Annotated in this window: 10 protein-coding genes and 1 pseudogene; 2 read left to right on the top strand and 9 right to left on the bottom strand. The window is 57.4% G+C overall.

The features are described from left to right. Positions 1–267: 267 nt before the first annotated feature. Positions 268–543 carry a 30S ribosomal protein S20 gene (gene rpsT, locus GX444_20935; protein NLH51050.1) on the top strand — a complete coding sequence of 92 codons (276 nt, stop codon included), beginning with the start codon at positions 268–270 and terminating at the stop codon, positions 541–543. Here the strand turns inward: rpsT and holA are convergent. The 8 genes and pseudogenes from holA to iorA all read right to left on the bottom strand — a co-directional run bounded on the left by holA (position 526) and on the right by iorA (position 9128). Next, complete coding sequence (gene holA, locus GX444_20940; GenBank protein ID NLH51051.1) at positions 526–1521, bottom strand: DNA polymerase III subunit delta; 996 nt, start codon at positions 1519–1521, stop codon at positions 526–528. The two genes, rpsT and holA, sit on opposite strands and share 18 nt — an antisense overlap. Then, the gene (locus tag GX444_20945) at positions 1518–1946 is read right to left on the bottom strand and encodes an LptE family protein (protein ID NLH51052.1); all 429 of its coding nucleotides are present in this window, start codon (positions 1944–1946) and stop codon (positions 1518–1520) included. Before GX444_20945 ends, holA begins: the two co-directional genes overlap by 4 nt. 140 nt (positions 1947–2086) lie before the next feature. Then, the gene (locus tag GX444_20950; protein ID NLH51053.1) at positions 2087–2590 is read right to left on the bottom strand and encodes a hypothetical protein; all 504 of its coding nucleotides are present in this window, start codon (positions 2588–2590) and stop codon (positions 2087–2089) included. Between the two features lie 77 nt (positions 2591–2667). Then, positions 2668–3675 (bottom strand): hypothetical protein, encoded by a 1008-nt coding sequence (locus tag GX444_20955; GenBank protein NLH51054.1) that lies wholly within the window; start codon positions 3673–3675, stop codon positions 2668–2670. Further along, positions 3672–4343, bottom strand: a complete 672-nt coding sequence (locus tag GX444_20960; protein NLH51055.1) for a hypothetical protein — start codon at positions 4341–4343, stop codon at positions 3672–3674. Before GX444_20960 ends, GX444_20955 begins: the two co-directional genes overlap by 4 nt. 424 nt (positions 4344–4767) lie before the next feature. Beyond that, a pseudogene (locus GX444_20965) lies at positions 4768–4962 on the bottom strand (hypothetical protein). Positions 4963–5103: 141 nt separating this feature from the next. Beyond that, positions 5104–5703 carry an indolepyruvate ferredoxin oxidoreductase subunit beta gene (gene iorB, locus GX444_20970; protein ID NLH51056.1) on the bottom strand — a complete coding sequence of 200 codons (600 nt, stop codon included), beginning with the start codon at positions 5701–5703 and terminating at the stop codon, positions 5104–5106. Then, entirely contained in the window at positions 5700–9128 is a 3429-nt protein-coding gene (gene iorA, locus GX444_20975; protein ID NLH51057.1) for an indolepyruvate ferredoxin oxidoreductase subunit alpha, read from the bottom strand. The genes iorB and iorA overlap by 4 nt, the downstream gene beginning before the upstream one ends. Before the next feature lie 186 nt (positions 9129–9314). Between iorA and GX444_20980 the strand changes: the two genes are divergently transcribed. Further along, on the top strand, positions 9315–11126 hold the full coding sequence (locus GX444_20980) for a short-chain dehydrogenase (GenBank protein ID NLH51058.1): 1812 nt from the start codon (positions 9315–9317) through the stop codon (positions 11124–11126). 9 nt (positions 11127–11135) lie between these two features. On the opposite strand, the gene GX444_20985 is transcribed toward GX444_20980, so the two are convergent. Further along, a complete protein-coding gene (locus GX444_20985) occupies positions 11136–13316 on the bottom strand; it encodes a hypothetical protein (GenBank protein ID NLH51059.1) in 2181 nt (726 codons plus the stop codon). Positions 13317–13480: the final 164 nt, after the last annotated feature.

Below are 13480 nucleotides of genomic sequence, written 5' to 3' on the forward strand. Positions count from 1 at the left end.
CCTTCATCGGTATGCATGCAATATCGTTAGTAGTGAGACTACAGGTGCATCTACAATTGGTGAATGAATACTCATTCAGAACAGACGGAGGCTAGCATAAAAGCGACGGGGCCGTCAAGGCAAATCACCCGGCAAATCGCCCGCGATCCGCCGGGCGCGAATAGCGCTTGACAAGACTGGGGCATCCCGTTATACATGGCATCCCTGTTCGGTAGGAAGAACCGCGGATTCGCGGTGGAAGTACATGATTTTTCAGGAGGCAAGAAGGTGGCTAACCACAAAAGCGCCGAGAAACGGATGCGGCAGAGCGAAGACAGACGGTTGCGCAACCGCACCATCCGTTCCCAGGTGAAGACTGAAACCAAAAAGATGCAGACCGTGATCGAATCCGGCGAAGCCGCCGCCGTGAAATCGCAATTGAAAGAGACGATGTCCCAACTGGCGAAAGCGGGCAGCAAGGGCGTGATGAAGAAAAAGACCGTCAGCCGCCGCATCGGCCGCCTGGCAAAAGCCGCCAACAAGAAGTTAGCGCCGACGACATAGATCGAGGATCAAACGTTCGAGGATCGCCCGCTCGTTGCTGCGGCCGTCCTTGAGCAGCAGGTCGAAACGCGCCAACGCCAAGAGACCGTCGCGCAACGCCTGCTGGCTGAACGTTTTGGCCTGCAGCAAAGTTTTCTTCGCCAACCACGGCGTCGTCCCCAAAGCGCGGGCGGCGTCGTTTTCATTTAACTTTTCTTTCAACAAAAGCCGCGCGGCGATCAATTGCCGCAAGCTGCGGCCCATCAGCGACAGCACCGCCAGCGGCGATTGTCCCTGGTCGATCATCTCCTTGACGATCCGCAGCGCCTCGGCCGTCCGCCGTTCGGTGATCAGGTCGAACAACTCGTAAAAGGTCTGTTCCTTTACCGACGCCATCACCGCCGTCAAATCGTCGACCCGAACCGGCTTGCCCCCCGCGTGCAGAGCCGCCTTTTCCAGCTCGCGCGCCACGGCCGCCAGGTCGGTGCCGACGGCGTGAATCAGATACGCGCCCGCCTCGGCGTCCAACTCGACTTTCATTTCGCGGGCGATCGCCTGCACCCACGGCCGCATCCGGTTTTCGTAAAGCCGTTCGAACTCCAGCACCAACCCGGATTTTTTCGCCAGCTTGGTCAGTTTGGCCCGGCCGTCGATTTTTTCGGCGAGCAGCACCAGGACGGTGAAATCGGCGGGCGATTCGAGGTAATCGGTCAACGCTTCCTGATCTTTCGCCTTGGCTTTGTGCCATTGATTGAGAATAATCAGGCGATGTTTGGACATCATCGGCAGACTGTTGGCCAGCCGCGGCACGTCGGCCAGGTTATCGTCACCGACCTGAAACACGTCGGTGTTCAGATCGGCCATCGCGCCCAGCGGCACCGCCGCGGTGATTCGCCGGCGGGCAAGATCCAACTGATAGGATTGCGGCCCGGCCACCAGGTAGACCGGCTTCAGCCCTTCGGCCAGACTTTTTTCCAGCGCCTCGATCGACATGCTCATTCAAACCCGTCGAAAATGCGGTCGTGAACATCGGCCGAAACTTCGCGCGCCAACCAGTCGATCGCCGCCGTTTTGTTGGCCTCGCTTTCGAAAATATCGGCCACGGCGCGATACTCGCGGACCTTGACGAGGTTGTCGTCCGACCATAGCACGACTTGATCGCGATCGATCAACCGGATCGACACCCGCAGTTGCGCCCGGTACTCGACGGCGTAATCGCTGGTCGAGAAGGAGATCGGCGCGGTTTTAAACTTGGTGACCGTGCCCAGCAAAACGGCGTCGGCCTGGTCGGCGTCGGCCAGGCTGACCCACCCGCTTTCCGCGAAACGGCGGCGCAGTTCGTCGGTCAGCTTGGCTTCCAGCCCTGGTTCCATGGTGTCGTTTTTCAGAACGGGGATCGCCAAGCGCTTGATTTGCGGAGGCAAGTTATTGCCCGGGCGGGCCAGATGGTAACCGCACCCGGCCAGCAGGAGGCCGGCCGTGAAAGACAAGAGGACAATAAAGAAACGGGAACCGGCAAAACGCCGGTTCCCGTGGGGTTTATGCAACGTGACTGCCGAACGGCTCACTGTTGTTGCGGTTTGAAGGGCTTCCAATCGACGGTGTTGTCCTTCATTTTCCAGATCACGACCGCTTCTTTGGTTTCGTTGTTTTCGACGTAATTGACGAGCCACCAAATCTCGCTCTTTTCGATGTTGAAGGGAGCGATCGGCTTGGTAAAGTAGGCGGTATCGTTGAATTCCTTCGCCGCGGTGTTCATGATTTTGGAAAAATCCATACCGAGCTTTTTATCCTGGGAACGCTTGTAGACCACTTTTTCGTCGGTAACGACATAGACATCCATCAACGTGAATTTACCCTGCCAGACCGACACTTGATATTGCAGATTGTTCAGGCCGTTCGCGTCCCATTTGGCGGACACATAGTTCAGATTCATTCCGGCCGGACATTTGTGGTAGGTGCCGAAGGGAATTTTTTTCAGGCTGAAATCGCGGACCTCGGCCGAAGCCAGGCCAGCCAAGGAAATCGCCAGTGCCACGATGGTCAAGCATACAAAAACTTTACGCATTTCCATTCTCCCGCGGGCGTTTAACTTTTGATTTCTCGTGCCCGAACTTTCTAATGGAATTAGCCGCCGCTGTCAACTCAATAATAGACGATCAGCCCCGCCGCCGCGCCGCCGTGCGACATCTCCAGACGGGTCTCTTTCGACGCCCGGGGTATTTCCAACCGGTACTCGGTAGCAGAAGCAAATTGATACCGGCCGACGAGAAAAACACCGACCCAATCGGTGATTCGCACGTCCAGGCCGACCTCGCCGCCATAGACGGCCAACCAGTCATGTCCGTTGACGGTCAACTCGTCGTGCTTGAGCGGAATGGGGCTGTCGATGTCCTCGGGTTCCATCCGATAACTCAGGTAAATCGTGCCGCCGATCGCGCCGATGAACGGATTTACCCGGTAACGCGGTAGAATTTCGGCATAAACGCCGGCCAGCAGCGGCGTAGCAGTGGCCGTGTTGATCCGGCGATAGCTTGCGTAACCGAGCGCGGCATCCTGTTTGTAATAGCCCATCAGGTACCCCGACTGCAGGGAAACCGCGAGCCAGGGAATGGGGTGGTATTTGAACCCGAGCGTCCCGCCGTAAAGGTATCCGAAGGCGTCGAACGTTTCCTCGGCCAATGGATAGTAGAGGGTCGGCGCCAATTGAAAACTGGCCCGCCGGACGAACGGCTTAGGAGCCGATTCGGGTGTGGCGACGACGACTTCCCCGCCCTCTTCCGCCTGCGGCGTTGCCGTCTCGGCGGGAGGAGCGGGTGGCTCGGCTTCGGTCGGAGCGGGCTCGGTCACCGTGATGACCTCCGACGAATCATCCGACACCGGCGGTGTTTCTTCGCCGGGAAGTGCCGGCGGCTGGTCGGCCGGCGGCGTTTCCACGGGGGCGGGAGGCGGCGGCTGATCGACCGGCAGCGGTGTCGTTTCCTCCTCGGGTGGCGGCGTCGCCTCGCCGCTTTCATCGCCCGAATCCTGGGCCCAGGCCGCCGAAAACAGGAGGGAAATCGCCACCGCCAACAACAAGGCGAGCAACCGATTGGCTTTATCCGGCAAGCGTTGCGGCACGTCGTTCCCCTCTTCCCGCCAGGGTTCGCTCAACCGAGCGGGATCTCGACCTGAAAAAATTTATGATCGTAATGCGGAATGATGGCCTTCGCCTTGATCGCCGCGACCAAAGACGCCGCATCGACAACTTGAGCCGGCAGGTTGGTCGAACATTTTCCCAACACCGAGACTTCATGGGCGTCGCTGCCGCCGCTCATCGCCAGGCCGAAATCGTTGGCGACCCGCATCAGATTTTGGAAATAGCCGGTTTTCAACAACCCCTGCCGGTTGAGGTTGATCATGGTGCCGTTGAACAGTTCCAGGCCGTCGACGTGCGACGCCACCGATTCCACCTCGGGCAGGTGCGACACTTCGTATACTTTCGCTCGCTGGTTGACGAACGGATGCGCCCAGATCACGGCGGAGCGGTCGCGGCCGCCCAGGTCGCCGATTGAATTCAATTTTTCGGGGATCGAGCGGAGAAAATCCTCGTCGGCCGAAAAGACCAGAAAATCGCCCTCGGCGGTGCGGATTTCCAAGCCGCAGACCACCGTGGTCGCCGGCAACAGCCGCCGCAATTCAAGGCAGCTTTCGATCGTGCCGAAATCGGTGATCGTGGCCAAGGTGCGCGGTTCGTTTTGCAGGAAGGCCGCGACATCGCTCACCGCGACTTTCGAGGTCGTCGAGCGATTGCTGTGAATGTGCAGATCGACCTGCGGCATGCGGTTTTTATCCCTGGAGTTGCGCCCTGGCCTTGGCGACCAGGCCGCCGAAGTCCTCGATGCGCCAATTGCCGTCGATTCGGATCAATTTGACCTTGACCGTCGCCTCGGTCTTGCTGTCCTCGCCGAACGACATCGGATCGAGCGTGAGGTTATCGCCTTTAATGAGGTGAACCTTGATCGTCGCCTTGTCGCCATCGATTTCCGGCTGGCCGACGATCTCGGCCTTTTTCATCCGGATCAAGTCGAGGTAGGCGCAGATTTCGGTGTTGGCGTTACCGGTCAGAAACAGTTGGCGCAGCCGGGCGCGCGCTTCCTGGTAACGGCGCGCTTTAGCCGGATCTTTTTCCGGCGCGCGGTTGGCGGCCTGGAAATCCTGGTCGAGCGCCACATTCAACGCGGCGAAGAAGGCGAACAGGGCGCTTTCCGGCGCGCTTTGATCGGCGGGAATATCCGGCGCGGTGGCGGCGGGTTGGGCCGCGCCAGGGGCGGCGTTGGGAGCCGCGGCGTCCGCGGGCGCCGGCGACGCGCCGGCCGCCAGTTGCTCCGCCGTTTTTTTCTCACCACCGCAGGCGGCGACGACGACCACGAGAAACAAGACGATCCAGAGCCGTTTCATGGAATTTCCTTTGCGTCAGCCCGTTCCGGCACGTTGTATTGCGATGCGTTGAAATCAATCACCGGTTCGTCCGCTCGTCAATAGCGCGCCGGCGACGGTCATTTTCGCATTTCGCGGGGAGCGCGACAATCGACCGGCCGCTTATTCGGCCGCGGCCAGGTCGCCCAGCTCAAAGGCCTTGGCGTTGGTCGCCCGGAATTTTTCCGGCACGGCTTCGATGACGACCCGGCGCACGGCCTCCTTTTCCACCGGCAAAGAGCGGGCGTGCGTCATCGCGCCCATGAGTACGGCGTTAACCGCCATGGCGTTGCCGGCCTGTTCCGCCAGCGCGGTCGCGTCCAGGGCGATCACCCGGCCGACCGCTGCGCGCACCTGATCCAGTATTTTTTCCAGCGGCGGGTACTTGCCTTGGCCGATCGTCACCGTGAACGGCACGATGGGCCGGGTGTTGATCACCGCCACCGTCTTGCGCGAACAGTACGGCAAGGCCCGCAAGGCCTCGAGCGGCTCGAAGGCCAGCAGAATGTCGGCGTCGCCCCGGCCGATCAGCGGGCTCTTGGCCCCGCCGATCAAAACAGTGCTTTCGACCACACCGCCGCGTTGGCTCATGCCGTGCACCTCGGAGACCGTGACGGGCAGACCGGCCGCCAGGGCCGCTTCGCCGAGCAGCCGGCTGGCCGTCAGGCTGCCCTGCCCGCCCACGCCGCAGATGTAGACTCGCGTGTTGCCATCGGGTTTCATGAGCTTGCCTCTTTCGTCAACAAGGACACCGGGACGATGGCGCCATTGGGGCAGACCTGGACGCAGGCGCCGCAGCCGTCGCAAAGAATCGGATTGATCTGAATCCGGCCGTTGTCCTGGTAAAACGCCGGACAACCGAAATTGTCGAGGCAATTGTGGCAAGCCGCGCAAAGCCCGCAGGCCAGGCAGCGGTCCGCCTCGCGCTTGGCGTCGGCCTCGCTGAGCGAGCCCTCCACCTCCGCGAAGCCGCCGACGGCTTCCGCTACCGGCAGCGACGGCGCATGGCGGCGCGGTTCCGGTGTCAAACCGACCGGTCGATAACGCGATTCGGCCAGCATGGACTCGCGATCGCGCCAGGCTTCGCGAACGACCTTTTCCGGCTGCTCGGCCAGCGCGCGGTCGATGCCGTACGCGGCGTATTTGCCCCATTGCAGGGCCGCCACGACGCTCGCCGGACCGGTGACGGCGTCGCCGCCGCCGAAGACGAACGGATCGGCGGTCGCGCCGGTTTGCGGATCGGCCTGTATCCGTCCCCAGCGATCGACCAGTTTTTCGCCAAGGCCGGTCAGGCTCTCGTCCGCCATCTGCCCGATCGCGGAAATCAACGTATCGGCCGTCAGAACGAACGTCTGGTCCGTCGGCTCGGGACGCGGCCGACCTGATTTGTCCGGAGCGCTCAATCTCATCCGGCGGCAAGTGACGGTCAGACGCGCGCCGTCGCGCGTGATTTTTTCGGGCGCGCCCAATTCGATCAAGCCGACGCCTTCCGCGATCGCGGCCGCGATCTCGGCGCCGATCGCCGGCATTTCCGCCCGCGTCCGACGATAAAGCACGGTCACACGCGACGCCCTCAGGCGAAGCGCCGTGCGCGCCGCGTCGATCGCGCTGTTGCCGCCGCCGACGACCACAACCTCACCGGCCAGTTGCGGCTTCCCGCCGCCATTCACTTCCCGTAAAAATTGCAGCGCGTCGCGCACGCCCGGCGAATCCTCGCCCGGTATGCCCAGTGCCGCGCCGCGTGGTTGACCGAGCGCCAGAAAAACCGCGGCATAGCCATCGCGCTTCAATCCGTCCAGATTGAAATCGACGCCGAAGCGCGCGCCGTAGCGAAAACGTACGCCCAGATCGGCGAGCATGACCAGATCCTTGTTCAGTTCCTCGCGCGGCAGGCGGTATTCCGGGATGCCCCAGCGGCAAAGGCCGCCCGCTTCGCTTTCCGCCTCGAAAATCTCGACCTCATAACCGCGCCAACGCAGATCGAAGGCGCACGACAGGCCCGCCGGGCCGGCGCCGACGACCGCGACTTTCTTGCCTTTCCCGCGAATCGTTTCCTTGAGCTTGGCGACGTAGGCGGCGCGGTCGGCCGGCGTTTCCCGCTCCATCGCGAATCGCTTGAGCGCGTTGACGGCGATCGGCTCGTCGATGTCGCCGCGCACACAGACTGCCTCGCACGGATGGTTGCAAACGCGGCAGACGACGTGCGGCAGGATCAGGCGCTGGCGGATCAGCGCGCGCGCCTCGGCGTAGCGCCCGGCGGCGATCTGCTCGACGTATCCCTGCACGCACAGGCCGAGCGGACAGGCCGCCTCGCACGGCGGATGCTCCATCTTCGCCGGCGCGGACTCGGGGTATAGTTCCGGCGCGTCCGGCCCGGCGGCGACCCGCGCCAACCCGCGGGCCAACGCGTAATGCCGTTGCGGCAGCAGGTCGCATTGCAGGCCTTGCGCCTTGCGGCCGCAGACCATGCAGCGGTCGTGATCGATCGCGAATTTTTCCGCCTCTTTCTTTTTGCCCGACGATTTCTTCGCGAACAGCGGACAGGCGCTCCGCGAGATCAATACATTGGTTCCCGGTTGGCGGCGCAACGCGCGGATCGTTTCCAGGCTTTCCTTGAAGTGCGTCGGATCGATCACCTCGACCCGTTCGACGCCCGCCGCGCGCGCCAGCGCCGCGAGGTCCACCGCCAGTTCGCCCTGGCTGGACGTTCCCGGATGCGGCTGGTGACCGGTCATGCCCGTGGTGCCGTTGTCCATGATGATCAGCAGTAAATCGCGGTGTTGGTGCACCGAATTGATCAGGCCCGTCAGGCCGGAATGATAAAAGGTCGAATCGCCGAGGAAGGACACGACCGGCTTGTCCTGCGTCGCGGCGAATCCGCCGGAACTGCTGGCCGATGATCCCATGCAGATGAAGTAGTCGCCCATGCCGATCGGCGGCGCGAAGCCGAGGGTGTAGCAGCCGATGTCCGACAGGTACAACGCCTCGTCGCCGACCGCCAGCTTGACCGCGTAATACGTGGCGCGGTGCGGGCAGCCGGGGCAGAGAATCGGCGGCCGTCCCGGCAGGCTGGTCGGATCGGCCGTCGTTTCACGGTCCCAATCCAGCCCGAGGATCTGCGTCAGCGCCGCCGTCACTACGTCGGGACCCACCTCGCCGAGCAGTGAAAAATGGCCGCTTTCCTTGCCGAAAATCGGCACCAGCTTGCCGGCGCGGACGCAGGCCGAGCGCAGTTCATCCTCGAGAATCGGGTCCAGTTCCTCGACCACCAGCGCCCGCTCGATCTCCTTCACCCAATCCGCCAACCGCCGACGGGGAACCGGATAGGACGTGGCCAGTGCGAACACCCGGACCTGGGTTTCGACGCCCAGGCGCTTGATGACATCCTCGACGTAACAGGCCGAAACGCCGCCGGTCAGAATGCCCAGGCGGCCTTCGCCCCACTGCCGGTTGAGCGGCGAGGTTTCGAATTCCGCCTCGATTTTCCGCAGGTTTTCCTCGACCACCGGATGGCGCAGTTTAGCCACCGCCGGCACCGGGGTGAACCGGCGCTTATCGGGCACGAAACCCAGGCGGGTTTTTTCCGGCGGCAGTTCGCCGATTGCCACCGCCGCCCGTGTGTGGCTGACGCGGGTCGTGGTGCGCAGCAACACCGGCGTCTGATGCCGTTCCGACAAAACGAAAGCCTCCTGGACCAGCCGATAGGCCTCTTCGGGCGTGGCCGGTTCGAGCATCGGCAATTTGCCGAGCCGGGCGTAATGGCGGTTGTCCTGTTCGTTCTGGCTGCTGTGACAACCGGGATCGTCCGCCGTGACCAACACCAGGCCGCCGCGCACGCCGATGTAGGACAGCGTCATCAGGGGATCGGCGGCCACGTTGACCCCGACGTGTTTCATGGCGACCAGCGTGCGGACGCCCGCGGCAGCCGCCGCGCCGGCCACTTCCAGCGCGACTTTTTCATTGACGGAGTATTCGAAGACGACGCCGGCGTCTCCGTGCAGCTTGGCGAAGGTGTCGCCGATTTCCGAACTGGGGGTGCCGGGATACGTGGACATGAAGCCGACGCCGGCTTCCAGCGCGCCGCGCACGATCGCTTCGTTTCCGAGCAGCAGCAGGCGGGTGTTTTGTGCGGTGACCAATGGGTGCATGCCTTGGCTCCTTCGACTTGGCGTCAGTCTAAAGAGAGCCGGCAAGCGGGTCAACCAGAAGCGGCCGGCCGCGAAAAAACCTTTGAAAACCAGCGTTGGTTGACACCTCCGGTTCGCCTTCCTAAGATGCCGTTGCTCCGTGTTTTTTGGCTAGTGAACGTCGACACACCTTCAGGAGAGAAGCCAATGACCGTTCGTGGTGAAACAGTACTCGTCCTGGGCGGCTGGGGGCTGGTCGGCCGCGCCGTCTGTCATGAACTCATGCAAGACCATCCGAAACGAATGGTTGTCTGCAGCCTCACCAAGGAGGAGGCGGAAGAAGCCGTCCGCGATCTCGAACGCGAGCGCGACCAGATGAACGAGGCGGACGGCGAAAAGATCAAAACCAGGTTCGTCGCCGAATGGGGCGATATTTTCGCCCGCCTGGAATTCAAGGATCGCAACGCCCGCGAAATCAAGGACAACAAGGATCTGGAAAAGATCATCGACGATACGTTCAACGATCTGAAAAAAATCAATCTCGACCGGATGTTCCTGTACCACATGATCAACAAGTACAAGCCGGCGGTGGTCATCGACGCGATCAACACCGCGACCATCGTGGCCTACAAGGACATTTACGCGGCCACGCTCGACCTGCGGCTGAAGCTCGAGGCCTTGGAAAAAGCCCAGGCCGGCTCCGGCGATCTCGATCAGGCGGTCAGGGACATCGGCCACAGCATCCGCGAACACCTGTCGAGCATCTATCTGCCGCGGCTGATCCGCCACATCCAGATCATGTACCTCGCGCTGAAGAAAGTGCGGACCAAGTTCTTCGTGAAAATCGGCACCACCGGCACCGGCGGCATGGGCCTCAACATTCCGTATACGCATTCCGAGGAAAAGCCGAGCCAGAAGCTGCTGTCGAAAAGCGCGGTGGCCGGCGCCCACAGCCTGCTGCTGTTTTTGATGGCCAACACCCCGGACACGGCGTTCACCATCGAGATCAAGCCGGCGGCGGCGATTGCCTGGAAGTCGATCGATCACGGCACGGTGAAGCGCGGCAAGACGCCGATCGCGCTGTACGACAACCCGCCGAAGAAGGCCTTCGCGCTGGGGCAGTACCTTTCGCTCGACCTGCCCTGCGCCCAGGCCGGCGACCGCATTGTCGACACCGGCAAGGCGCTCGAGGCGGTATACATCAACACCGGCGAAAACGGTTTGTTCTCGCAGGGCGAGTTCACCGCGATCACCACGACCGGCCAGATGGAATACGTCACGCCGGAGGAAATCGCGCGCAACGTCCGCGCCGAATTGCTGGGCGGCAACACCGGCCACGACATCATCACGGCGCTGAAAAACTCGATCATGAGCAGCACCTACCGCGCCGGGTTCATGCGCGACATGGCGATCCAACGCCTGAACAAGCTCGAAAAGGAGCACGGCGAGAGCGTGGCCTTCGAAATCCTCGGCCCGCCCCGGTTGTCGAAGTTGCTGTACGAGGCTTATCTGTTGAAGCAGGCCTACGGCACGCCCGAAAAAATCGCGGCGCAGACTCCTGCCGACATGGCCGCCAAGCTCGAAGGCCTGGTCACGAAAAACGCCGACCTGCGCCAGGCGATCATTTCCATCGGGGTGCCGATTCTGCTGAGCGACGGCGAGCGCCTGTTGCGCGGCCCGAAAATCGTCAGCCCGCCGTTCCGCGGCGACAACCAGATTCCGCTGACCCCGCGCCTGGTCGATCAATATTGCGAGGAAGGCTGGGTTGACTTGCGCGTCGCCAACCTCGCCGTCTGGCGCCAGCGGATCGAAAAGTTGACCGGCCTGCTCGACGCCGTGGATTGGTCGAAAGAAGGCGCCAACACCTCCAGCCGATTTAATCGCAAGAACTACCTCGACGAAAGCGGTAAGCTCAACATCGGCGAGATCGTCGGCTGGATCTTCAACACCGAGGAAGGCGGCAGCCGGATGAACTTCGTGCCCATCAAGGCTCGCCCGCTGAAGCCGCTGAAGCAGTAGGATTACGTTTTAAGTGATAGCGGCCGACCGGTGATGCCGGTCGGCCGATTTTTCTTTCGCTTCCCGTTTATTTTTTTTGTTTAAGTATTTTTCATAATTTTCTTTTACTCCTTCAATTTCTTCGTATTCTCGCTTTTCATAATTATATTCAGCCGCATAAAAAACAGTCACATCGTCATGATCAAAACCGTGGAGTAAAAGAATCGCCGGCCCTTCCGTCAGATTGCGACTGAACATTTCAGCGATCTCCTTTCGAATTTTATTCAAACGTTCGCGCGTCGCATCACCACGATCCTTATCGCCTCCAATATACGTTAAGGTGATGACATCGTTGTTTATCTGCATATGAAGCAGATCGCAATAAAGCAATTTTTTGGCATTTTTTTTATATCTTTCTCGAAATTCGCTATAGCTTTCGCAATATAATGAAAATTCTCTTACAATTTCATCATTGATTATTTTTATAACTTTTTCTTTTTTTTCAATTTCAATGTATATCCTCTTTTGCAAGTATTGACTGTATGTCTCATCTTTTTTTATTTTCACAGTATCAACATGCTTTTCATAATACTCAGTTAGGAGCGCCTTTTTATCATTTGTCTTTTGGAAAACATTAAATCCATAAATAGCTTTGAAAGCATCCTTCGGTTTAACGCTCTCACTTGTTCTGTCCCATTCCTGGAGTTGATCACAAAGCGATAGTAAAAAAGCAATCGGATGCTCGGTGAACTTCACGGAAAGAGATTTATAGGTAGTCTGCCTGATGTTGTGCAACGCCATTGCCGCGCAGGCTACCGCAATATCTTCTTGAATTTCTTTTCGCTTTTTTAAATATTCCTCGTGCCTACTGTTATATGTGTACAAATAGTATGCATCGCACATTTCTTTTTTCTCGAATTTCAATCCGATTTCATGCAAATCCAAATGTAACGTTAAAAGAAGAAATAATGCGCTTGCGACCCCATGATCAAGATCTTCAATCTGCAATTGGTCTTGGAACAATGCTGTCAACGAAGTCAGCACGACCGTCTGATCCTTGAATACCGATTCGTCCGATTCATTTGAAGATTCTTTTGTAAAGGAAAATTCATTTTCTCGAATGACACGGCTGATACGCATTAAAAGGTTTTTCACTTCGTCCTCAATGTATTTATCTCTTTTCAAATGGATATGCGAAAGAGTAAAACCGGGAACATGGTTGAAAAATTCCTCTTGCAAGGTCTTTTGCAAATATTTGAGCGATTCCGCCACATAACCGACATCGTGAAAGAGTGAGGCAATCAACCATGTCCGCATGGTCCGAATATAAAGATCGCTGTTCGAAATATTTTCGCCGGAATATTTGATCCAGTTTCGCCGGATTTCAGGCATCAACCCTTCAAGAATCCGACAACCCATTAAAAAAACATAAATCACATGAATGAAATGGTCTCGATATTTGGATGAGAATGAGAAAAGGATTTTTTCTTGTTTTTGATAAATATCGAGCAATTCGAAGGTAAGACTTTCGGCAAAGAACAAACGAGTTAATATTCTTGCTAATTCCAAAGCGCTTTCGCTGGGATCTTCTTTTTCGGGTTCATTCTCTTTCTTGTTCAAACCTTTTGTTTTTATTTTCCATCCCGAATTCAATCGAAGTAACGAAAAATCCCTGAAAAATTTTTCGATATCTTCCTTGAACTTTTCCAATTTTTCATCATCATATTTTTTATTATATTCATCCTTACATAGATATTCCAATGCCTTATAAATGAATTTTTTTTGATCTCCTTTATCGGATTTTCGCCAATATGCCATCTGAGTGAAATATGCCCTAGGTTGAGACAAGCAGGAAGGAAGAATATGTAGCTCAGTGAGTTTGATCAATAAAGCCCGATATTCATCACGTATCGCATGAGATTCTATAAAATCTATATTGTTAGAATGTCTAATAAACTCATTAATTATCTTTTTCACTATTTCTTTATCTTTCGAAGTGTCCACTTTTAATTTATTCAATTGCTCGTAAAAATTCTTTTTTACATTGTTTTTATCCTTTTCTTCCAATTTTTTTAAAAATTCAGCAAGAGAGTCTTTCAAGTTCGTATCATTGCAATCAATTGAAGCAATCCCTTTGTTTAAATAAACATTGACAACAACTATATGTGCTAATAATTTATACATTTTCACTAAATCATTGTCGTCATTCATTAAATATTCTCCATATCACTTGTTGGCTTTTTTAAATGAAATGTAAAATCAATGGCGTGGTTGCGGTATTTTTATTTCATAACACCCATGATGTCAATGAAATTTATTCGATTAACTCATTTGCTATTTCGACGGTTGGCAAGTTATCAAAAAAGTGAATTACA

The organism is Myxococcales bacterium, assembly GCA_012517325.1.
Taxonomy (GTDB): Bacteria; Lernaellota; Lernaellaia; order Lernaellales; family Lernaellaceae; genus JAAYVF01.